This is a genomic window from Burkholderia sp. L27(2015), assembly GCF_009765705.1.
Classification (GTDB): Bacteria; Pseudomonadota; Gammaproteobacteria; order Burkholderiales; family Burkholderiaceae; genus LMUX01.
In genome coordinates this window covers 1702212-1722458 of record NZ_LMUX01000021.1, presented here as the reverse complement: position 1 = coordinate 1722458, position 20247 = coordinate 1702212, and the positions used below count along the sequence as shown (strand labels likewise).

The window sequence follows — 20247 nt, the reverse complement described above, 5'->3', positions numbered from 1 at the left end:
TGTGAGTTAAATTTGACGTCATGGCGACCACACTTCCCCCTTTGCAGGCACTACGCGCGCTCGAAGCCGCAGCACGCAGGCGCAGCTTCAGCCGCGCCGCCGAAGAGCTAAATTTGACGCATAGCGCGATCAGCCATCATCTGCGGGCACTCGAAGCACAGGTTGGCGTGGAGCTTTTTCGACGCGCTGGCGCACGCATGATTCCCACCGCGGCCGGTGCGCAACTCGCGGAACGAGTGCGCAGAAACCTCGACGACTTACGCGACGCACTGGATGTCGCTAAAAGCGGAGCGAAGGGGGTGACGCGCCTCGAGCTCAGCGCAATGTCCGATTTGCTTTCGGTCTGGTTGATTCCTCGGCTAGGCGACTTCTATGAGAAGTACCCGCTGGTCGACCTGTCGCTGCACATGCATACCGATGTCGTGCCGCCCGACCCCTACTCTGTCGATATCGGCATCTGGCATCGTCGTGTCGACGAGCCGGGGTTTCAGTGCAGGAAGTTGCTGGACGATAACGTTGTTGCGGTGTGCAGTCCGGCGCTATTGGCGCGATACAAGCGGTTCAAGATCGACCATCTACCCAATATGCCGCTGCTGCGTTTTACTCGCAGGTCATGGCGCGATTTTTTTGAAGCGGCAGGGTTGCCGGCGGATGAACCCGAGCGCGGGCCGATTTTCGATGACTCGGGGTTGATGCTGCAAGCTGCGGTGGCCGGACAAGGGGTTGCGACGGCGCGGCTGCAGCTTGCACGTGGCTTCTTGGAAAGCGGTGAGCTCGTGCAGTTGGGGCGGGTGCGGATTCCGGCTTCGCTCGATTACTTTTTTACCTGGCGCGAGGGGCATCCGCGTGAGGCGGAGATCCAGCAGTTTTATCGCTGGATCAAATCGCATTTGGGGCCGTGAGTTTTCTGAAATGAGCCAACCAGAGCAGACAGGCTCGCCGGGCGAAGAGGCAATTGCGGGCTAATCCGTGTCCGCTCCCACTTACTCACGCTCGGCCATTGAGAGAATTCGCTGTGCCATCCGCACGTTCGCGAAGTCGACCATCTTGCCGTCGAGTGAAACTGCCGCGAGGCCGGCGGTTTGCGCCGCAGCCAGCGCTTCCAAGGTTCGACGGGCATCGCGCACTTCATCGTCCGTCGGCGTGAACGCCGCACGCGTGGGCTCGATCTGGTCTGGATGGATGACCTGTTTGCCGTCGTAGCCCATCGCCGCAGCCTTCAATGCCCACGCACGCGTCAGCACGGGGTCCCGAAATGCGCCGCACGGACCGTCGATCGCGCGCAGGCCGAAAGCTCGCGCGGCGACCAGAATCCTCATCATCGGATACGTCCACAAGTCGAGCGGCGTTGCGGCATAGTTGCCCACTTCATTTTTCAGAGTGACTGCATAACCGGGATGCGTGCCACCTATCTCGACGGTGCGTGCACCAATCGATGCCGAAAAATCGCCGACACCAAAATGCAGCGCTGTGAGCAAGACGCTCGAGCCGGCAATAACATCGACGTTCATCACGCCGCGTGCCGTCTCGATCAGTGCCTCGATCTCCAGTGGCGCAAACGACTCGGGGCGTGCAGCCAACAATCGTTCCACTTGCGCGATGACGGCTGCCGATTCCACCTTAGGTACAAGCAGTGAATCCAGCCGCGCCGCTTCGCTGACCAACGCTCGGACCTCGTGTTCGGCGACGCCCGTTTCGTTCGAGTTGACCCTGACCGTGACGGTCTTGTCACCCCAGTCAATCTCGTTGAGTGCCTGCACGGCCGTCCTGAGTGCTTCGTCCTTCTTTTCGAGCGGTACAGCATCTTCCAGATCGATGAACACCGCGTCGGCCGCGCTTGCCGCCGCTGATTGCAGCATCCTGAAACGATGCCCTGGCACGGCGAGTGTGGTACGTGTCGTACGCGGCCGTGGCTTCGATGTCAGATTCGGCTCAAATTGACTCATGAGCCGCTCCGACTTGAGCGCGCATCCGCTTCGATTTCCGCAAGAATCGCCTCGGTATGCTGACCAATCGCCGGCACGGGCCCCATCACGGGTTCGAGGCCCGGAATCGTCACAGGCGGCAGGAACATGTCGTGTGCGCCAGTCTGCGTTTCGACGCTGCGATAGCGATTGCGCTCTCGCAATTGCGGATGATCGAGCAACGCCTCGACATCGTTCATCCTGCCGTTCGCAATTGCCGCGCGATCGAGCCTCGCCAGCACTTCGTCGCTGTTCCAGGCGGAAAAACGCAGCTCGATCATCTTTTCAAGCGCCTCGCGATTCGCAACGCGCAACGAATTCGACACGTAGTCCGGCTCGACTGCGATGGCGGCGTCCCCCAATACCACGGTGCAGAAGCTGAGCCACTCGCGTTCGTTCTGAATGCCGAAGAACACGGTCTTGCCGTCGCCGGTCGCAAAAGGACCGTAGGGCGCGATGGTGGCGTGCCGTGCGCCGCTGCGTGGAACCGGCTCGCCGCGACCGCGAGTGTAATACGCCGGATAACTCATCCATTCGGTCAGCGCATCGAAGAGCGAGACCTCGAACGCCATGCCCTTGCCCGTACGCGAGCGCTGATGCAGCCCCATCAGGATGCCGTTTAGGGCGTACATGCCGGTCGCGATATCGGCAATCGCGAGGCCACATTTCGACGCGGTCTCGGGCGTGCCGTTGATCGACAGGAAGCCGGTCTCACATTGCACCAATAGGTCGTAAGCCTTCTTGTCGCTATAGGGTCCGTTGGCGCCGTAGCCGGAAATGTCGCACGCAATCAGTTGCGGGAAACGCGCGACCAGAGACTTCGCGTCGAGACCCTGGCGCTGTGCCGCGCCGGGGGCAAGATTTTGGATGAACACGTCGGCACCGCCAAGCAGTGCTTCGAGCGTTTCTTGGCCACGATCCGTCTTGATGTCGATGGCGAGGCTTTCCTTCGAGCGATTGACCCAGGCGAACTGGCTCGACAAGCCATTCATCGCGGTATCGTAGTTGCGAGCGAAGTCGCCAACCTCGGGGCGTTCGATCTTGATGACGCGCGCACCCCAATCAGCCAGGTGCCGGCTTGCGAGGGGGGCGGCAATCGCCTGTTCGATCGATACAACTGTGATGTCGTCTAGAGGGTGGTTCATCTTTTACATATCCTCGATATTTCATTGCATAAAGCGGTTGCTTCGTATGACACTGCGGCGGCCACGCTCATTGCGGCACCATCCAGCTGAAAATCGGCGTGGACTGGAGATAGACGAGCACGCTGAGCACGGCGATCATCAAGACAGTCCAGCCGAACACACGCCGGAATAGCACACCCTCCCGGCCGATCATGCCAACCGCCACCGCACCGACTGCGAGGTTCTGCGGCGAAATCGCCTTGCCGACGACGCCGCCCGACGTATTGGCCGCTGTTAATAAAATTTCGGATAAACCGGTGTGATGCGCGGTGGTGAGTTGCAACATGCCGAACAGCGCATTCGCCGACGTATCCGAGCCGGTGAGCGCGGTTGCGAACCAGCCGAGAATCGGGGATACCGGTGCAAAGGCTGGCCCGGCGTTTGCCGCCCAGATGCCGAGCGTCACGATCTGACCGGACAGATTCATCACATACGCCACGCCGACAACGCAGCACACCGTGAACACTGCCCAGCGCAGTTCATGAAGGTTCTTCAGATAGGTTCGGGCGGCAACGGCGGCACCGAGTTTCAGAATCGGCACCGACAGCAAGCCCGCAATCAATACGATCGAGCCCGCCGAAAGCAGCCATTCAAACTTGGCATTCACAGCGGACACCGCTGCCCCTTTGGGGTCGACGACGTGCAGGCCGGGCCATGGAAAGGTCGAGGTAATCGCGCCCAGCGCATGGGCGATAAAGCCAATCTGCGTCGACGCGACAACGAGAACGACTGCTGCGTAGGGGGCGAGCGCGCGCAGAATCTCGGCGTTCGAATCAGATCTTGGCGTCGCCTTGGCAGGAGCACTTCCGCGCCCATTGGCCGCGTGCTGCACACGCGCGTCTGTGCCCGGCATCGGCAGCGCCAAAGTGGCGCCAAGAGACACGGTTGCGCCGTTGTGGCCAGCGTCAAGACGCTGCCGGCCGCCGGAACTCGCCACTGCGGATGCGGCAGTCGCGAGGTCGCTACGCAGTACGCCGGGCGCCCAGACACGCAGAAAGAGGATGGATAAGCCTGCGCAAATGAGCGCCGCGACGATGTCGACGAGTTCGACCGGCAGCAGCATCGATCCGGCGAACTGCGCGAACGCAAAGACGACGCCGGCGACCAGCGCGAGCGGCCAGACTTCTTTCAGGCCGCGTCGCCCGTCGACAATGAAGACTAGGATCAGTGGAATGAAGAGCGAGAGCAACGGGGTTTGCCGTCCCACCATCACGCTGATCTCATGGACCGGTAAGCCGGTGATTTTGGCAAGCACGGTAATCGGCAAGCCCAGCGCACCGAATGCGACCGGGCTAGTGTCGGCGATCAGGCAAACCGTTGCGGCCTTCAATGGCTCGACACCAATCGAAATCAGCAACACCGCACAGATTGCAACCGGTGCGCCGCCGCCCGCAAGCGCTTCGAGCAGCGCGCCAAAGCAGAACGCAATCAACACCGCCTGCACACGCTGGTCGGCGCTCACGCGAGCGAGCGAGCGCCGCAGCACGTCAGCGTGCCCGCTTTCCTGCGTCAGCTTGAAAAGCCAGATCGCATTGATGCCGATCCAGATGATCGGAAAGAACCCAATCGCGGCGCCTTCGATTGCGCCGCTGCCAGTCTGGCCAGCGGGCATTCCATACCCAAAGATGGCGACGCCCATTGAGACGACGAGTGCGGCCAGCGCCGCCCAACGCGCCTGGAAGCGCAGGACACCCAGCAAGAAAAACAGCGTCAGGAGCGGGAGTGCGGCGAATGCCGCGGAAGCCCCTATTGAGTGGGCAACCGGGTCGAAAATCTGGGTATACATTTATCTCCTTCGGGCTCTTTGCGAGCGTCTTTTATCGACTTCGAAGGACACAATTTAGACGCATGCAGCGTCTGTGTGAAATACCGATTCGAGCTACCGGGTATAGGTGCGGCCTATAGCTGTAATGTTCCTGTATCGTTGCGATGCAGGACGCCGGACCAGACCCCGCTTGCGACTAACTCGGCCACGAGGCGAATGACGACTTTCTGAATCGCCAACGACACGGCACTCGTTGGTAGTGCATTCGGCACGCATAAGCTCACGGGACGGCTGATCTCCGGATCGATAAGCCGATGGACCAGATGCCGGTCTGCGGTATTGCGGCCGAACGCATCCGAGGAAACGATCGTCACGACCTCCTCCTGGCGTGCGATGGCGAGCATGGTCGGCAGCGAATCAATATCCGCGACAATGTCAGGGTCAACGCCTTCGTGCGCAAAGGCTCTCTCGATCAGAACGCGCAAGCCGTTCGCCGCGCTCGGCAGCACCATCGGCACGTTCGCTAGATGGCGCATCGGCACGTCTTGCGCTGGCCCAATGCCATCGATTCGTCCGAACACGAATAGGTTTTCGTCGAAGAGCGGACGCACGGAGACGCCGCGTGTCTCCGTTTCGCGGAACAGGATCGCCATGTCAAGCCGGCCGTTCGCCATCAGTTCGGCGAGGTAGCCGCTCATCCCTTCGACGATCTGCAAGCGGATCCCTGGATAGTGACGCCGCACGTACTCGAACATCGGCAGGGCGAAAACGACAGCGACACTGGTCGGCAGGCCGATTGCGACCTGGCCGGACTCCATGCCATTCATACGCACTGCAAGCGGGATCTGCGCCATCTGACGCATCACATCGCGGGCGCGCAGATAAAGCGTGCGACCGGCCTCGGTCGGCTGCACCCCCTGGTGGCTGCGCAACAGCAGCTTGGCTTTAAGTTCCGCTTCGAGCCCGGCGACCTGCTGGCTCAGCGATGGTTGAGCCACGCACAGTTTTTCGGCCGCCTTCGAAAGGCTGCCGCACTCGACGATCGCGACGAAATATTTGAGCTGACGAATGTCCATGGTCGAAGCTTAACGCATCAAAGCGAATGTTAGATGGTTGAGCTTTGTTAGGCGACGGTGCATCATATTCGCGTCAGTCGAGCGTAGAAGCCGTCGATGAGCAAGCCTTCGGCCACATATCCAACGTCTCTAGTGAAAAGCGAGCACACCATGAGTACCGGAATCGTTAATCTTCACCGCGTCTTGCGCGCTACTCCCGAGCGCGTCTATCGAGCGTTCCTCGAACCCGATGCGATAGCGAAGTGGCTTCCCCCTTACGGGTTCACGTGCCAGGTCCACCACATGGATGCTCGGGTGGGCGGCACGTACAAGATGTCCTTCTGTAATTTCGGCACCGGCAACAGCCACGCGTTCGGCGGCGAGTATCTCGAACTGGTGCCGTTCGAGAAGATCCACTACTCGGACCGGTTCGACGACCCGAACCTACCGGGCCAGATGCACACCGCCATTTCATTGCGGCAGGTGTCTTGCGGAACCGAGCTCACCATCGTGCAGAAGGGCTTGCCCGAGGTTATTCCTGTAGAGATGTGCTACCTCGGTTGGCAGGAGTCGCTTGTTCAACTGGCAAAGCTGGTCGAGCCCGAGATCCCTGGCTGACCTTGCCTGCACAGTTCGGGGCACGGCCGTCTATGCGTTCGATCGGTTGGACGACTTCACGGTTGCGGCGCGCGCGGCCAGAATACCCCCCAGTGCACCGCCAAGATGGCTTTGCCACGACACTCCAGGATAGATCGGCAGTAAGCCGAAGAGCAAGACTAGACCGTAGCTGCTTGCAACGAACAATGCCACGAGTATCGATACGATGCTGCGCGCATAGTAGCCTCGGGCGACCAGATAACCGGCATAGCCGAATACCAAGCCGCTGGCACCGATGTGCACAGAGTCGGGAGCACCGAGCAACCACGCGCAGAGTCCTGCCCCGAGCATGCCGCCCAAGGTCGCCTGCCAGAAGTTCGCGATGCGCGGCCACATGCACAGCCAGCCCAGAATAAGTAGGCCGCCCGTGTTGGCCACGATGTGCCAAAGCCCTGCGTGCAGCCACGGAGCAAACACGATGCCCTGCAACCCGCTGAGCGTGCGCGGCACCACGCCGTGCCGGTTCAACTCCAGCGACGGCAGCGCGGCCGAGAGAAAAAAGACCAACCACATGGAACCGACGAAGAGGCCGAGCAGCAGGATGCGCGCCTTGATCTGAGCGCGCAGTGAACCCACTGTGGAAGTCGAGGCAATAGCGTTCATCCAAACTCCCTCCCGTCAGCCGCAAGCATCGGTGCAACGTGCGTCTTGAGCAAATCCAGCCATGCTTTGGTTTTTGCGTCCAGGAAGCGGCGGGACGGATAAAGCGCGAAGACACCGACGTCTACCGAACGCCAGGACGGAAGTATGCGCACGAGACGTCCACTGCGTATCGAATCTATCACGGTAAAAAACGGCAGATAGGCAATGCCGCTCGCTTGCTCGGCGGCGTTCAGAAGTACGTCGGGATTATCCCCGGTCAGTGGCCCATCCGGATTCACCTGATACGACTGCTTACCCGAAATCAACTCCCACTCGACCGACGTCGACGGATTAATAAGCCGTATGCACGCGTGCTTCATGAGCTCGCGCGGATGGTCCGGGATGCCCCTTGATGCGAGATAGGCCGGGGCCGCACACAGCACGCTGAACGTCGTGCCCAGCGATAGCGCGATGTGCCCTGAATCGGACAGCTGTCGTGTCAGATAAACGCTGACGTCGATTCCTTCGGCGAGAAGATCCGGCGCGTACTGCGAGGTGCTGTATTCGACTGCGACCTTCGCATAACGCGAGCAGAATCCCGCGAGCAGCGGAACGACGTAGCGATTGCCAAACCCTCCCATGCAGAGCACGCGTAACCGCCCCGACGGCTCGGTCGTCGAGCCTGAAGCGACCGCTTCTGCCATATCGACGCGCTCAAGAATATCGCGGCATTGAATCGCATACACGTCGCCCGTGCCGGTGAGCGCAATGCGGCGCGTAGTGCGCTGCAGGAGCTTGGTCTGCAGACGCGTCTCGAGTTCCGAGACCAAGCGCGATACCTGTGCGGTGGTAAGGCCCATCTGCTCGGCTGCGGCCGTGAACGTGCCGGTGTCGACAACCTTCACGAACGCGTTCATCGCGTGCAGCAGCCCATAGTCGAGATTTTTACGCATGACGTAACTATGTTTCCAATCTGAGGCCATTGTTGCTCAGATTAGATGTGTTGAGAATGATCGTCAAGGCAAGTTCAACGTCTTGAAGCCACATCCTGGTGACTTACGGCGTCGGACCTCAACATTAAAGGAGTAGTCGCCATGAACGGAGCAGAAAGCTTGTTGAAATCGCTGGTCGCCAGCGATGTGAATGTATGTTTTGGAAACCCGGGTACGTCGGAAATGCATTTTGTCGCAGCACTGGATGCGGTCCAAGACATGCGGCCCGTGCTGGTCCTCCAAGAAAATGTCGCAACGGGAGCCGCCGACGGCTATGCGCGCATGGCGGGAAAACCGGCTGCTACGCTGCTGCATCTCGGACCGGGATTGGCGAACGGGCTCAGTAATCTCCACAATGCGCGGCGCGCTTCAAGCCCGATTGTGAATATCGTCGGCGATCACGCTTCGTCGCACGCCCGCTATGACGCGCCGCTTGCGTCCGATATTGCCGGGTTTGCCCGACCGGTGTCGGACTGGATACTCTCGTCCAAGAGTTCACGCAATGTGGGCGCCGATGCAGCTCGCGCGGTGCAAGCCGCGAAACAGTCGCCGGGCCAGATCGCAACCTTGATTCTTCCCGCTGATGCCGCGTGGGACACCGCGGACGACGTTGCGCAGCCCTTGCCGACGTCGGCCCCCGTCAAAGCTGCCGACGCGACGGTCGATCGAATCGCCAGCATGATGAGCGGCGGATTGAAGGTCGTACTTCTTGTGCGAGGCGAGGCGCTTCGGGGAGCCGGTCTGGTTGCCGCCGGCAAGATCGCGGCAAAGACCGGTGCTCGACTGGTTTGCGATACCTTCGCACCGCGCATCGAGCGCGGTGCAGGGCGCGTTAGCGTCGAGCGGATGCCATACTTTGGCGAGCATGCGGCAGAGTTTCTCAGTGGAACCGAGTTGATGGTGCTGGTCGGCGCGCGTCCTCCCGTCAGTTTTTTCGCATACCCTGACAAACCCAGTTGGCTCACACCCGAGGGATGCGAAATAACTGTGTTGACCCAGCCGCATGAAGACGGCGTAGCGGCACTCGAAGCGCTGATGGAGGCACTCGATGCCCAAAGCGCTTCAGAACACGTGCATGAGGCTAGTCCGCTTGCCTTCTCCCTCGACGGTGCTCTGGATGCGCAAACCATCTCGCAGATTGTGGCAAAACATCTGCCGGCAAACGCAATCGTCGCCGACGAAGGCGTGACCTCGACACTGCCTTACTACGAAGTGTTATCGGACGCTGCGCCGCACGATTTCCTGAACCTCACCGGCGGCGCGATTGGCAGCATGATGGCCGTGTCTACCGGGGCGGCCATCGCGTGTCCGCAGCGTAAGGTCGTGACGCTGGTCGGCGACGGCAGCGCAATGTACACGGTGCAGTCACTCTGGACGCAGGCGCGCGAGCAACTGGACGTGATCACCATCGTCTACGCCAATCGCGGCTATAAGGTTTTGACCAATGAACTCAGGCGTGTCGGTGCGCGCTCGGACGGCCCGAGAGCCACGTACATGCTCGATCTTCATAGTCCGTCACTGGACTGGGTATCTATTGCACAGGGGCTTGGCGTCAAGGCGATCCGCACTGAGTCGCGACGAGCCTTTGAGGATGCTTTCGTTACCGCCGTGAATCAGCGCGGACCGTGCGTAATCGAGGCGATTGTCGACTGACTTCACGCCGCGCCTTTTCAACTTCTTCAGCGGGTGCGCCTTAGGCGCACCGATGCTGGCTTCGTCACGTACTATTTATTTACGGAGCGGTCTCAAGCCCGCTCGAACCTCCTCTGCAAATAGTTGTGGCTGTTCCCACGCCGCAAAGTGGCCGCCTTTATCCACCCGGTTGTAATAGATGAGGTCGTGATACGCCCGCTCCGTCCAACTGCGCGGCGCCTGATAGTTCTCGCGAGGAAAGACGCTCACGGCGGCCGGCACGGACACATCGGCGGCGGCCGTGAAGTTGAAGTGAGACTCCCAATAAAAGCGAGCCGCGGAAATCCCCGTATTCGTCAGCCAGTAGAGCGTGATGTCGTCGAGGACGTCGTCTCGCGTCAGCTCGCCTGCGGATTCTCCATTGACGGGGTGCCCGTACACGGCCGAGGTGAGCGCCGCCGCCGGCTGAACATATCCGTCACCGTGATCGAGCAGCCAGCTTGCGAGTCCAACGGGCGAGTCGGACAGTCCGTAGAGCGTCTGTGGGCGCGTGCCCTGCTCCAATGCGTAGGCGCGTCGCTTCTTGGCTCCGCTGCTCAGTTGCTCGTAAGCGTGCTTTTCGTCGTCCGACAAGCCAACTGGAGGCGGATCACCGGCTTGAAGCGCTTTAACGATCTCCGGGGGAACCGTCGCAGGGAAGTTGACGTGGATGCCCAGCAGTTCCGGTGGCGCCTGCTTGGCCATCACATTCGCGACCACTCCACCCAGGTCGCCGCCTTGTGCGGCAAATTTCGCGTACCCAAGACGCTTCATTAGCACGACCCAGGCGCGCGCGGTGCGCTCAGGGCCCCACCCCGTCGTGGTAGGTTTGCCTGAAAATCCGTAGCCCGGCAAAGACGGAATGACCAGATGAAACGCGTCTGACGCGCTCGCGCCATGTGCCGTGGGATTGGTCAGCGGATCGATAATCTTGAACTGCTCGATGACCGAGCCGGGCCACCCGTGCGTGACGATGAGCGGCATCGCATTTTCATGTTTCGAACGCACGTGAATGAAATGGATGTCCAGCCCATCGACCTCGGTCACGAATTGCGGCAAGGCGTTCAGTTTGGCCTCGCACTTGCGCCAATCGTAATCGGTCGCCCAATGGCGCGCGAATTCCTGAATCATCGCGAGCGGTACGCCTTGCGAGTCATCCGTGACTGTCTCCCGGTCAGGCCATCTCGTCGCTTTGATGCGTCTTCGCAGGTCGATGAGTTGTGATTCAGACACATGCACCCGAAGTGGGCGAATGGCGATTTGGTCATCACCCGTCGCCGGGGCAACGTCAGTGATCGCTTGATTCGTTTCCGCAAAAGCGAGCGGACTCAGCGAGCCCGCAGCGACACTTGCCGCCGCCACACTAACAAAACGACGGCGAGACGGCGATTCGGGAGAGATATTGTCTGACATAAGAACTCCGATTGGTGATGAAGCTAGCTTCTCAATCAATAGCCGCGTGATTCACGAGTCACGGGAGGCGATATCCGACGCAGAGCGCGCTCGTGTGGGGTATTGGAGCCCGCAGATGTGTCTCACTTGTTTCTGGGAACGATCGTTTTGAAAGCATACGTACCAAAGCACCCAGCAGATACGTTGCGATACAAAGAGGAACCGCGCCAGCGCAACGTGGGCGGAAGAGGCGGATCAACGCGTCGCGCTGCGCTCACGGGGCAATTATTGGCGGTCCGACGAACTCGACCGCCGGATACCGTCACGCAACGCTGCGGACCTCACAAAACGACGCTATTGACCACTCACTCAATGAAAAACCAAGTCCAAACACAATATTCGACATTTTTTTGTTGCATTCTCCTATTCAAGCCTCATGAGACGCTCGTGATCCATTTGCTGGAAATAGAAAACTTTATGTCGGTTCGCGATCTTCAAGTCATTGATTTGAAGGTCGGCTCTGCCGTGTGCGACTTCCCCGAGCGTTTCGCAGAGACGTGGGCAGGCTCTGGACAACGGATTCCAAAGGTCGTTGCGTTCTTCGGGGCAAACGCGGCCGGCAAGTCGACAGTACGGGCTGTGCTCAAAAAAATCTTGCGCGACAACGCCAGTGTTATCGCAACGTTAGCGCAACTGGATCATCCACCTTCGCTTGCATTACGGCAGGCTGCCGGAAGGTTGTCGTCCAATATTTTCATGGAAAAATTGCCAGTTAATGAGATGGCGATACTTCAGTACTATCAGGCTAACCCGACCATGTTGGCGTCAGTCAATGTTGATCTGGCGAGCATTGATTTAGGCATCCGCTCGATGTCAATCGAGCAAGGCAACAACGGCCCCGTCGCGACGTTTCAACATGAAGGTCTCTCGCGTGATGTGCCATTGGTGCTTGAGAGTCACGGCACGCGTCGGTTCCTGCAGATCTATCCATATTTGGCCCATGTCCTGCAACTGGGTGGGATAGCGGTCATCGACGAGCTCGATCTGGCGATTCATCCCCACGTTCTCCCTGAAATCCTGCGCTGGTTCTATTCGCCGGAGCGCAATCCGCACAGTGCGCAGCTTTGGATGACTTGCCAAAACGCTTCCCTGCTCGAAAATCTGGCGAAAGAAGAAGTTTACTTTTGTGAAAAGGATTCAACCGGCGGCACATCTATCTAGGCTCTGAAAGACATTCAAGGGGTGCGGCGCGTCGACAACTTTTATCGGAAGTACATGGGGGGCACTTACGGCGCAGTGCCGACGATTGGATGACAAGACATAACCGGATTCCGCAGAGAAAGCGTATCTTCATCGGCTGCGAGGGTGAGAGCGAACGCAGCTACGCCGCGCTTCTCCAGCAACTGCTTAGAGGACGATCGGCGCAACGAGACGAATTATGTATTTTCCTTGCCAAAAAATTGAGCATCCAACTGATCTGGCAAGATCCATGTCACGAGGCGGTATTGCTAAGGCATCTACTCGATTGCGAGCAACGACGACCGCCTACGAGCAGAGAAAGTGAGGAGCAACTGAAAGTACAGTGGCCTGGCTACGTCAAGAACTTCGGCAAGGACAGACTCCGCGAACGAATCGACATGACAGCTCTTCTGAGAGTGATTCGATACGAGCCGGAACTCGCTGTCCTGCTGAAGCTCATCAAGCTGGTTCAATGAATTAATGTCCGTCAGTGCTCGACCGCCCCAGGCTAGTCCCCGATAAGCTCCAACGTCGATCGGCCGAAATTGGCTTCTTCGTGCGTCGACGTGCATTCCTGAAAATTTCCGTTCAATCTGAAAACACAGACCGCGCCTATAGCCGCGATAATGGTTCCATACACGATCCGCAGCGGAACTAGGCAGCCCATCACGCTGATACCGACGCATTTGAAGGAGTAGAAAAGTGCCAGATAACGAGCGCGATTCGACTGACTCCCGGCGAACGCTGAGCATGACCGCGGTGTTGGTGAGGCTGGTCGTGATCGGCGTCGTGGCGCTAGGCGTCGCAGCGCTGTTCGCCTATGCCGGCGGCTGGCTATCGCCGCACCGGCTGACACCAACACGGATGATCACCGCCTTCGAAGAGGTCGACGGTCCTCATCCCGGCTTCCGTCGCAACCACGCGAAAGGCATCTGCGCAACGGGCTGGTTCGAGAGCAACGGACAAGCGGCGTCACTATCGAAGGCTGCGCTCTTTGCGCCAGGCAAGGTGCCCGTGGTGGGACGAATCGCTTTCGCAGGCGGGATGCCGTTCATACCCGACGAACCCGATACGGTGCGCAGTCTTGCCCTTCGCTTCCTCCCCGCGGACGCCGAGGAGTGGCGCACCGGCATGATCAATATTCCGGTCTTCCCGGTCAGGACCGCGCAAGCGTTCTATGAGCAGTTGGTCGCATCGAAGCCGGACCCGGCGACCGGCCAGCCCGATCCTGCGAAAATGCAGGCGTTTGCTGCCAATCATCCCGAATTCGTCGCGGCCATCGACATCATCAAAAAGCGCCAAGTGTCGTCCGGCTTCGCCGATGCCACCTACAACTCGCTGAACACATTCCGCTTTGTCAATTCTGACGGCGTGTCGACGCCGGTGCGCTGGTCCGCGGTCTCGCTCCAGCCGTTCGTTGCGGCCTCAGCGGCCTCAGCGAGTGGCGCTTCCGCAGACAAAAATGCCCTGTTCGACGCCCTCATCGCCGACGTGGCGAAACATCCGGTGCAGTGGCGGCTGGTCATCACGGCCGGACAGGCGGGCGACCCGACGGCCAATCCGACCTTCCCCTGGCCCGCAGATCGCAAGCAGATCGACGCGGGCACGGTGACGATCGACAAGGTGTCCAGCGAGGACGACGGCCCGTGCGTGGACGTCAACTTTGATCCGATGGTATTGCCCGCCGGGATCGAGGCATCCGACGACCCCATCCCGAGCGCCCGTTCAGCGGCCTATGCTCGCTCCTTCACCCTGCGCGAAGGCGAGCGCAAGGTGAAGCCACCCAGTGCGGTCACGCCGCAGGAAGTCAGCTCGGTAGGCAAATCATGAGCACACAAAGTCAACGTTTCCCCGCGTCGTCCCGCGTGCTGCACTGGCTGATGGCCGTGCTGGTCCTGGCCATGCTGTTTATCGGGGTGGGCATGGCGGCGTCCGAATCCGCCCGCTATAGCACGCTGGTGGCTATCCACAAGCCGCTAGGCATCGCGATCCTGATCCTTGTCGTGATTCGTATCGTAAACCGCTTGTTCCACCGGCCGCCGCCGCTTCCGGCGGATATGCCGGCCATCCAGCGTTTCGCTGCGCATGCCTCGCATGTCGTGCTTTACGCACTGATGTTCCTGATGCCGATTATCGGATGGAGCATGCTTTCGGCGGCCGGTTACCCGATCGTCCTGTTCGGGCCACTGCACCTGCCGCCGATACTGACGCAGAACGCCACCGTATATGCAACGCTGCGCCAGTTGCATACGATCCTCGCTTATCTGTTGTTCGCCACGTTCCTGCTTCATTTGGCGGCGGCGTTATTCCACGGGCTGATCCGGCGCGACGGTGTGCTCCAGAGCATGGCTTCGTGGCGCTCGGGGGATTAAACGACGCGTCGGCCTTCCCCCGCCGTTGCGACGCATCAACCTGCGCGCAGCGCCTTCGCCAGATCCGCGAGCCGGTAGGGCTTGTCGATGAACGTGAACTCGCTGAGCTCGCCATGTTCCCGGCGCAGCGTGGTAATCGGATAGCCGGAGGTCAGCACGATTTTGATGTCGGGATACTGCTCCCGAACCAGTCGCGCAAGCTCCAGACCGCTGATCCCGTGCGGCAACACGATGTCGCTAAACAGAATGTTGATCTCCGGACGTTGCATGAGGATATCGACGGCATCCGATCCGTTACTGGCCGTCACCAACTCGTAACCGATGCTTCTAAACAGCTCGGATGCCGCAGCCAGCAAGTCAGGTTCGTCCTCCACCAGCAACACGGTTTCCGTCGCCAAGTGCCCCGAATAATCGCCGGGGCTCTCGGAAGAGTCTGCTGCTGCGGGAAGATAGATATCGATCAGGGTTCCTTCGCCCTCCACGCTGTGGATCGAAACGTCTCCACCCGACTGGACGATAAACCCGTATACCTGACTCAAGCCGAGTCCGGTGCCTTTGCCAAGCTCCTTGGTGGTAAAGAACGGCTCAAACGCGCGCGCAGCGACTCCGGGCGACATGCCGGTTCCGGTGTCTGCGACAAAAACCCTGACATAAGGGCCGGCCGGAAGACTACCGATCGCGGCTGCAGCAAGCACAACGCGTTCACTGCCGATAACGATGTTTCCGCCATCGGGCATCGCATCGCGGGCATTCACTACAAGGTTCAGCAATGCCGCTTCAAAGCGCGCCGCGTCCAGCAGCACTGCACTGCGCCCCGACGCCAACTTGAATTCCAGCCGGATCGACGCGTTCCCGGCCCGATGCAGCATGGGTTCGAATCCGTGGATTAGAGCGTCCACATTATGCGATTCTGTCTTGAGTGGCTGCTGTCGAGCAAACGAGAGTAGTTGTTGGGTCAGCGACGCGCCACGGTCAACGGCCCGCTGCATCGTTTCCAGCATCCTCGTGTCCAGGTGGGTCCGCGACTGAGCGACGAGAACCTGCAGCGCGTTCGATATCACGGCAAGAAGATTGTTGAAGTCATGTGCGACCCCGCCCGTGAGCTGGCCGATGGCTTCCATCTTCTGCGATTGGAATAGCGCGGCGTTGGCGCGTTCCAAGGCAGCCGCCGCCTCTTTCCGCTCCGTAATATCGCGCGTGACTTTCGCGAACCCTACGAGCCTACCGCTCTCATCCCGGATCGCGTCCACGACCACATTCGCCCAGAAGCGGGTGCCGTTTTTGCGAACACGCCAGCCTTCCAACTCCACCCGACCTTCCTGTGCCGCCATCGCCAAGGTCTTTGCGGGCAAACCCCGAGCGCGATCCTCTTCGGTGTAAAACCGGGAAAAATGCTGACCGATAATCTCGCCGTGATCGTACCCTTTGATTCGCGTCGCGCCGGCGTTCCAGCTAATCACCTCCCCGGCCGGGGACAGCATGTAGATCGCATAGTCCGTTACCCCTTGGACCAGGAGGCGGAACTGCTCCTCACTTTTTCGTAGCGCTTCCTCAGCAGCCCTGCTTTCGGAGATGTCGCGTGTGATTTTAGCGAAGCCGACGAGCTCGCCGGTCTTGTCGCGGATGGGATCGACGACCACGCTCGCCCAGAAGCGCGTGCCATCTTTACGCACCCGCCAGCCCTCGTCTTCAAACTTTCCCTCCTCAAGCGCCGTGCGCAAGGCTCTTACCGGGACGCCGGCCGCGCGGTCTTCGTCGGTGTAGAACTCGGAAAAATGCCTGCCGATAATCTCGCTGGCGGCGTACCCCTTGAACCTCTGGGCGCCAGCGTTCCAGCTCACAACGTAGCCGCTTGGATCCAGCATGTAGATTGCGTAATCCTTCACGCTGGTCACCAGCAACTCAAATCGCTGGGAGTCGGTCATTCCAGCGGGCAATTCGTGGTTATCGGTGTTCATCGTCATTGGCCGGAAATTGATCGGGATACACGAATCTGTCATGCAATCCCGGTTAGCCTAACCTCCCGGCGCCTTTGCGCCAAGTCCCCATGTTCTTTCGGAGACAAAGATGCTCAGTCCACACGAATTCGCAACGCTGATGTTGGTGAAGAATGCCCAGGAACAAATTGACCTGGATCGCGCCGATCTCGATGCCCTATTGGAGCGCCAGCTCGTTTCATTGGAGAGTCTTGCGGAAGGGCGGCACGTCTCGTTGGTCACGACCCACGGTGACCGAGTGCTGAAGGCGGTCTCCCGTTTTCGTAAGAGCTGAAGGGATGCTTCATGCTGGCCCTGCGGCTAGCCCGGCGGCTTGCGCGATCAGGCATAACCCTGCCCCGATGACGACGGCTCCGATGACTCGCGCGACACGCTCCCCGGACGGTGCGAGGCGTTCGACGCTGATGGCTGCCGTCACGACAGCCATCGCGCGCAGATCCATGATGTCGACGACGACAAGGGTTGCGGTCAGCCCTGCACAGCAGTAGCTGCAGTGCAGGCCGAGGCGCAGACCGTGTCGCCAGGCCGCGCATGCGGCCGCCGGCAACGCACGGCCGCGCTGCGGTGCCGCCTGGCAGCAGGCAAGATAATGTGCCTTCCACGCGGTGAACTGCAGCGCCCCCGCGATCAGGACGACCACACCGACCGCGATCGGCACGGCGCGCGCCAGCGCCGCTAGCTGCAACTCGAGCGTCGCAAGCGCAGCGCCCAGCGCAAAGACGGCCATTCCGAACGCGGTCCACACGCAGAAGTACCCCACGGCCACCAGCGCGGTCAGTCGAGCCCGGCGGGTTTCGCTTGCATCGCTTGCATCGCTTGCATCGCTTGCATCGCTTGCCTCGCCAGTTGCCCCGACAGCCCCGACAGCCTGATGGTAGCGCCACAGCATGGGCGCCAAGGATGGCAGCATCATAGCTACCATCATCACGACCCACATGCGCAGGAACGACGCCGCGACACTGAGCCACGTCTGCCCGCACATCGGCGTCCACGCCATCGACATCGTCCAGCCGCCGGGCATCGGCATCCCGCCCATGGCCGACATGGACGTGCACCAAACTATCGTCATCGCCGCGCTGGCGGCAAAGAGCAGCGCCGAGGCGCCGAAGAAGGCTCGCCGGGACGCTCGCTCGGAAACCGTGCGCCGCGACATCTTACGCCCGCCGGTTGCGCCGACGAGACCCATGATTTGGCTCAGCGCCCATCGTACTTGCGATGCTTTGGGTCCTTTTCCGACTCGCCGTACTCATCGTGCCGACGCCACCAGACGCCCGTCTCATTGCGCCCCTTGGGAGCGTGGTCGAGCCACTGGTACATGCCCCACAGACCGTCGAGTCCGCGCGCATAGGTGGAATAGGTATGATAGACGACGCCGTCCTCGAGCACGAACGCGCTCATGCCCGGTCTGTCGCGCGAATACGTGGGCGCATCGGTTCCGCACGTGGCCGCGAACTGGGCGACGGGCTCCGGGACCTGTGCCGCGTCCATCGCGTGGCCGCCGCGCTGGTAGTTATATTCGATGGCGCCCTCGCGCTGTTGCTCCTCGGTGAACGAAACGTTGACGTCAAAATTGAAGTCACTGCCCTGCGAGGACGCCCAGGGGAAGGTCCACCCCATCCGGCGCTTGTACGCCTGCAACTTCGCTAGCGGCGCCCGCGACACCGCCGCTAGCGTGACGTCGTGGTTCGCCAGGTGGACGGCAAAACCGTTGAACCCGTCAGCGATCGCCGAACAGGATGGACACCCCGCCGTGTAGTCGGGCCCGAACATGAAATGGTAGACGAGCAGCTGCGAGCGCCCTTGGAAGAGGTCTGCCAGCGAGGCGTTTCCTTCAGCGGTCTCAAACTCAGAAGTCTCGAACCGGTAATCCTTGTCGACCCGAACCCACGGCAGCTCCTGACGTCGCCGCGCCAGCGCGTCGCTGCGCCGCGTGAGTTCCTTCTCCGCCTCGAGCAGCTCGAGGCGGGCCGCCAGCCACGTTTCGGGTGTCACTGTCATATGCGTCGTCATGGTTCCTCTCTCCATTAGGTGTCCTGCATCGTTCGCTCGGTTCTCGTTACGACGTAGGGGTTGGTCGTGCTAGATTAGTACTCGGGCATCGAACAGTAGGAGTGACAATCGTGGCGCGATTCAGATGGACTCGCTAATCACGGCTGCGGCGCATGCGCTCGCGGCGGGGGACCCTCTCGGTGCACTGAACTGGGTCGCCTTGCGCGACGACGCGCCCGCGCTTGCGCTTCGAGGTATCGCGATGGCGCAGCTCGGCGATCTCGTTCGAGCGAAGGCTCTCGTGCGCAGTGCGGCGCGTGCCTTCGGTCCGAAAGAGGCCGTGGCCCGCGCGAGATGTGTCGTCGCCGAGGCCGAGATCGCACTCGTCTCGCGCGACCTGGGCTGGCCTGCGAAAGCGCTCGACACAGCCCGGGCGACGCTCGAAGCGCACGGCGACCGGGTGAATGCCGCGCACGCGCGATGTCTCGAGGTGCGGCGCTACCTTTTGATCGGGCGCCTCGACGAGGCCGAGCGTACGCTCGCCGAGTTAGATCCGGCTCCGTTGCCATCTGCGCTGAGGGCCACCCACGAGTTGGTCGTTGCGGCGATTGCGATGCGGCGCCTGCGGACAAAGACGGCGCGCGCGGCACTCGCGCGCGCCCGGCACGCGGCACGCCGCGCGGGTATCCCGGCGCTGACGGCGGAGGTCGAAAGCGCATCGCTCGTCCTCAACACACCTGCAGCGCGCCTGATTACGCGTGACCAGGAACAACCCTTGCTACTCGAAGAGGTTGAAGCCCTGTTGGCATCGAGGGCACTCGTCGTGGACGCATGCCGTCATGTCGTGCATGGGACAGGCGCACATGAAGCACGCACGGTGGTCTCGCTAGCAAGGCGTCCCGTGTTGTTCGCGCTGGCACGCGCGCTGTCCGAAGCGTGGCCCGAAGACGTGCCGAGGGACGTCCTGGTCGCGCGGGCATTTCGAGCGAAGCACGCCGATGAATCGCATCGCGCGCGGCTGCGAGTTGAAGTCGGGCGGCTGCGCACGGTGCTTCGGACGCTGGCCGACGTCAGCGCGACGAAGCGAGGATTTGCGCTGGTGCCGCACCGCGCACGCGAGGTCGTCGTGCTGGCGCGGCCGGTCGAAGAAAAGCATGGGGCGATGCTCGCCTTTCTCGCCGACGGTGAGCCGTGGTCGAGCTCGGCCTTGGCGCTTGCGCTTGGAGCGAGCCAGCGCACAGTGCAGCGCGCGCTCGATGCGCTTGCGACAGCGGGCAAGGTGCAGTCGTTCGATCGCGGACGCGCTCGCCGGTGGATGACCCCACCCGTGCCGGGATTCACGACAATCTTGTTACTCCCCACTCCACTACCCAGTGATTAGGATGAGA

General features: G+C 60.8%; 19 protein-coding genes. 9 read left to right on the top strand and 10 right to left on the bottom strand.

Annotated elements, in window-relative coordinates; all coding sequences use genetic code 11:
* The first annotated feature begins 20 nt into the window (after positions 1-20).
* Positions 21-902, top strand: coding sequence for a LysR substrate-binding domain-containing protein (locus GSQ77_RS26105; RefSeq protein WP_158906238.1), 882 nt, complete (start codon positions 21-23; stop codon positions 900-902).
* An 81-nt stretch (positions 903-983) separates the two neighbouring features.
* Here GSQ77_RS26105 and GSQ77_RS26100 read toward each other — a convergent pair whose 3' ends face one another.
* The 4 genes from GSQ77_RS26100 to GSQ77_RS26085 all read right to left on the bottom strand — a co-directional run bounded on the left by GSQ77_RS26100 (position 984) and on the right by GSQ77_RS26085 (position 5989).
* The gene (locus GSQ77_RS26100; RefSeq protein WP_158906237.1) at positions 984-1946 is read right to left on the bottom strand and encodes a CoA ester lyase; all 963 of its coding nucleotides are present in this window, start codon (positions 1944-1946) and stop codon (positions 984-986) included.
* Positions 1943-3109, bottom strand: coding sequence for a CaiB/BaiF CoA-transferase family protein (locus tag GSQ77_RS26095; protein ID WP_158906235.1), 1167 nt, complete (start codon positions 3107-3109; stop codon positions 1943-1945). The genes GSQ77_RS26100 and GSQ77_RS26095 overlap by 4 nt, the downstream gene beginning before the upstream one ends.
* Before the next feature lie 67 nt (positions 3110-3176).
* Positions 3177-4934 carry an L-lactate permease gene (locus GSQ77_RS26090; protein WP_158906233.1) on the bottom strand — a complete coding sequence of 586 codons (1758 nt, stop codon included), beginning with the start codon at positions 4932-4934 and terminating at the stop codon, positions 3177-3179.
* A gap of 113 nt (positions 4935-5047) precedes the next feature.
* Complete coding sequence (locus GSQ77_RS26085) at positions 5048-5989, bottom strand: LysR substrate-binding domain-containing protein (RefSeq protein WP_158906231.1); 942 nt, start codon at positions 5987-5989, stop codon at positions 5048-5050.
* Positions 5990-6139: 150 nt separating this feature from the next.
* On the opposite strand from GSQ77_RS26085, the gene GSQ77_RS26080 reads away from it, so the two are divergent.
* Positions 6140-6586 carry an SRPBCC family protein gene (locus GSQ77_RS26080; protein WP_158906229.1) on the top strand — a complete coding sequence of 149 codons (447 nt, stop codon included), beginning with the start codon at positions 6140-6142 and terminating at the stop codon, positions 6584-6586.
* Between the two features lie 30 nt (positions 6587-6616).
* Here the strand turns inward: GSQ77_RS26080 and GSQ77_RS26075 are convergent, their stop codons facing one another.
* A complete protein-coding gene (locus tag GSQ77_RS26075; protein WP_158906227.1) occupies positions 6617-7228 on the bottom strand; it encodes a rhomboid family intramembrane serine protease in 612 nt (203 codons plus the stop codon).
* On the bottom strand, positions 7225-8160 hold the full coding sequence (locus tag GSQ77_RS26070; protein WP_158906225.1) for a LysR family transcriptional regulator: 936 nt from the start codon (positions 8158-8160) through the stop codon (positions 7225-7227). Before GSQ77_RS26070 ends, GSQ77_RS26075 begins: the two co-directional genes overlap by 4 nt.
* A 141-nt stretch (positions 8161-8301) precedes the next feature.
* Between GSQ77_RS26070 and GSQ77_RS26065 the strand changes: the two genes are divergently transcribed.
* Positions 8302-9852 (top strand): acetolactate synthase large subunit, encoded by a 1551-nt coding sequence (locus GSQ77_RS26065; RefSeq protein ID WP_158906223.1) that lies wholly within the window; start codon positions 8302-8304, stop codon positions 9850-9852.
* 75 nt (positions 9853-9927) lie between these two features.
* On the opposite strand, the gene GSQ77_RS26060 is transcribed toward GSQ77_RS26065, so the two are convergent.
* Complete coding sequence (locus tag GSQ77_RS26060) at positions 9928-11283, bottom strand: epoxide hydrolase family protein (protein WP_158906221.1); 1356 nt, start codon at positions 11281-11283, stop codon at positions 9928-9930.
* A 426-nt stretch (positions 11284-11709) separates the two neighbouring features.
* Between GSQ77_RS26060 and GSQ77_RS26055 the strand changes: the two genes are divergently transcribed.
* The 4 genes from GSQ77_RS26055 (at position 11710) to GSQ77_RS26040 (ending at position 14873) form a co-directional block, all read left to right on the top strand.
* Positions 11710-12483 (top strand): ATP/GTP-binding protein, encoded by a 774-nt coding sequence (locus GSQ77_RS26055; RefSeq protein ID WP_216854944.1) that lies wholly within the window; start codon positions 11710-11712, stop codon positions 12481-12483.
* Between the two features lie 89 nt (positions 12484-12572).
* Positions 12573-12977 carry a hypothetical protein gene (locus tag GSQ77_RS26050; protein WP_158906219.1) on the top strand — a complete coding sequence of 135 codons (405 nt, stop codon included), beginning with the start codon at positions 12573-12575 and terminating at the stop codon, positions 12975-12977.
* A gap of 274 nt (positions 12978-13251) precedes the next feature.
* Positions 13252-14331, top strand: coding sequence for a catalase family peroxidase (locus GSQ77_RS26045; RefSeq protein WP_158906217.1), 1080 nt, complete (start codon positions 13252-13254; stop codon positions 14329-14331).
* The gene (locus GSQ77_RS26040; protein WP_158906215.1) at positions 14328-14873 is read left to right on the top strand and encodes a cytochrome b; all 546 of its coding nucleotides are present in this window, start codon (positions 14328-14330) and stop codon (positions 14871-14873) included. Before GSQ77_RS26045 ends, GSQ77_RS26040 begins: the two co-directional genes overlap by 4 nt.
* 35 nt (positions 14874-14908) lie before the next feature.
* Here GSQ77_RS26040 and GSQ77_RS26035 read toward each other — a convergent pair whose 3' ends face one another.
* Positions 14909-16798, bottom strand: coding sequence for a PAS domain-containing sensor histidine kinase (locus GSQ77_RS26035; protein ID WP_216854956.1), 1890 nt, complete (start codon positions 16796-16798; stop codon positions 14909-14911).
* 142 nt (positions 16799-16940) lie between these two features.
* On the opposite strand from GSQ77_RS26035, the gene GSQ77_RS26030 reads away from it, so the two are divergent.
* Positions 16941-17144: a hypothetical protein gene (locus GSQ77_RS26030; protein ID WP_158906213.1), complete on the top strand. Its 204-nt coding sequence runs from the start codon at positions 16941-16943 to the stop codon at positions 17142-17144.
* Between the two features lie 9 nt (positions 17145-17153).
* Here the strand turns inward: GSQ77_RS26030 and GSQ77_RS26025 are convergent, their stop codons facing one another.
* Both GSQ77_RS26025 and GSQ77_RS26020 read right to left on the bottom strand, forming a co-directional pair.
* Positions 17154-18056, bottom strand: coding sequence for a DUF2182 domain-containing protein (locus tag GSQ77_RS26025; protein ID WP_158906211.1), 903 nt, complete (start codon positions 18054-18056; stop codon positions 17154-17156).
* 8 nt (positions 18057-18064) lie between these two features.
* Positions 18065-18880 carry a DUF899 domain-containing protein gene (locus GSQ77_RS26020; RefSeq protein WP_158906209.1) on the bottom strand — a complete coding sequence of 272 codons (816 nt, stop codon included), beginning with the start codon at positions 18878-18880 and terminating at the stop codon, positions 18065-18067.
* Positions 18881-19004: 124 nt separating this feature from the next.
* Between GSQ77_RS26020 and GSQ77_RS26015 the strand changes: the two genes are divergently transcribed.
* Positions 19005-20240 carry a helix-turn-helix domain-containing protein gene (locus tag GSQ77_RS26015; RefSeq protein WP_158906207.1) on the top strand — a complete coding sequence of 412 codons (1236 nt, stop codon included), beginning with the start codon at positions 19005-19007 and terminating at the stop codon, positions 20238-20240.
* The last annotated feature ends 7 nt before the right edge of the window (positions 20241-20247 follow it).

Excerpts from the sequence above, each read along its gene's own strand:
- GSQ77_RS26035 (WP_216854956.1), bottom strand. The coding sequence starts at position 16,798 with ATGACCGACTCCCAGCGATTTGAGTTGCTGGTGACCAGCGTGAAGGAT.
- GSQ77_RS26090 (WP_158906233.1), bottom strand. The coding sequence starts at position 4,934 with ATGTATACCCAGATTTTCGACCCGGTTGCCCACTCAATAGGGGCTTCC.
- GSQ77_RS26060 (WP_158906221.1), bottom strand. The coding sequence starts at position 11,283 with ATGTCAGACAATATCTCTCCCGAATCGCCGTCTCGCCGTCGTTTTGTT.
- GSQ77_RS26025 (WP_158906211.1), bottom strand. The coding sequence starts at position 18,056 with ATGGGTCTCGTCGGCGCAACCGGCGGGCGTAAGATGTCGCGGCGCACG.
- GSQ77_RS26095 (WP_158906235.1), bottom strand. The coding sequence starts at position 3,109 with ATGAACCACCCTCTAGACGACATCACAGTTGTATCGATCGAACAGGCG.
- GSQ77_RS26015 (WP_158906207.1), top strand. The coding sequence starts at position 19,005 with ATGGACTCGCTAATCACGGCTGCGGCGCATGCGCTCGCGGCGGGGGAC.
- GSQ77_RS26085 (WP_158906231.1), bottom strand. The coding sequence starts at position 5,989 with ATGGACATTCGTCAGCTCAAATATTTCGTCGCGATCGTCGAGTGCGGC.
- GSQ77_RS26030 (WP_158906213.1), top strand. The coding sequence starts at position 16,941 with ATGCTCAGTCCACACGAATTCGCAACGCTGATGTTGGTGAAGAATGCC.
- GSQ77_RS26065 (WP_158906223.1), top strand. The coding sequence starts at position 8,302 with ATGAACGGAGCAGAAAGCTTGTTGAAATCGCTGGTCGCCAGCGATGTG.
- GSQ77_RS26080 (WP_158906229.1), top strand. The coding sequence starts at position 6,140 with ATGAGTACCGGAATCGTTAATCTTCACCGCGTCTTGCGCGCTACTCCC.
- GSQ77_RS26020 (WP_158906209.1), bottom strand. The coding sequence starts at position 18,880 with ATGACGACGCATATGACAGTGACACCCGAAACGTGGCTGGCGGCCCGC.
- GSQ77_RS26105 (WP_158906238.1), top strand. The coding sequence starts at position 21 with ATGGCGACCACACTTCCCCCTTTGCAGGCACTACGCGCGCTCGAAGCC.
- GSQ77_RS26075 (WP_158906227.1), bottom strand. The coding sequence starts at position 7,228 with ATGAACGCTATTGCCTCGACTTCCACAGTGGGTTCACTGCGCGCTCAG.
- GSQ77_RS26070 (WP_158906225.1), bottom strand. The coding sequence starts at position 8,160 with ATGCGTAAAAATCTCGACTATGGGCTGCTGCACGCGATGAACGCGTTC.
- GSQ77_RS26050 (WP_158906219.1), top strand. The coding sequence starts at position 12,573 with ATGACAAGACATAACCGGATTCCGCAGAGAAAGCGTATCTTCATCGGC.
- GSQ77_RS26100 (WP_158906237.1), bottom strand. The coding sequence starts at position 1,946 with ATGAGTCAATTTGAGCCGAATCTGACATCGAAGCCACGGCCGCGTACG.
- GSQ77_RS26040 (WP_158906215.1), top strand. The coding sequence starts at position 14,328 with ATGAGCACACAAAGTCAACGTTTCCCCGCGTCGTCCCGCGTGCTGCAC.
- GSQ77_RS26045 (WP_158906217.1), top strand. The coding sequence starts at position 13,252 with ATGACCGCGGTGTTGGTGAGGCTGGTCGTGATCGGCGTCGTGGCGCTA.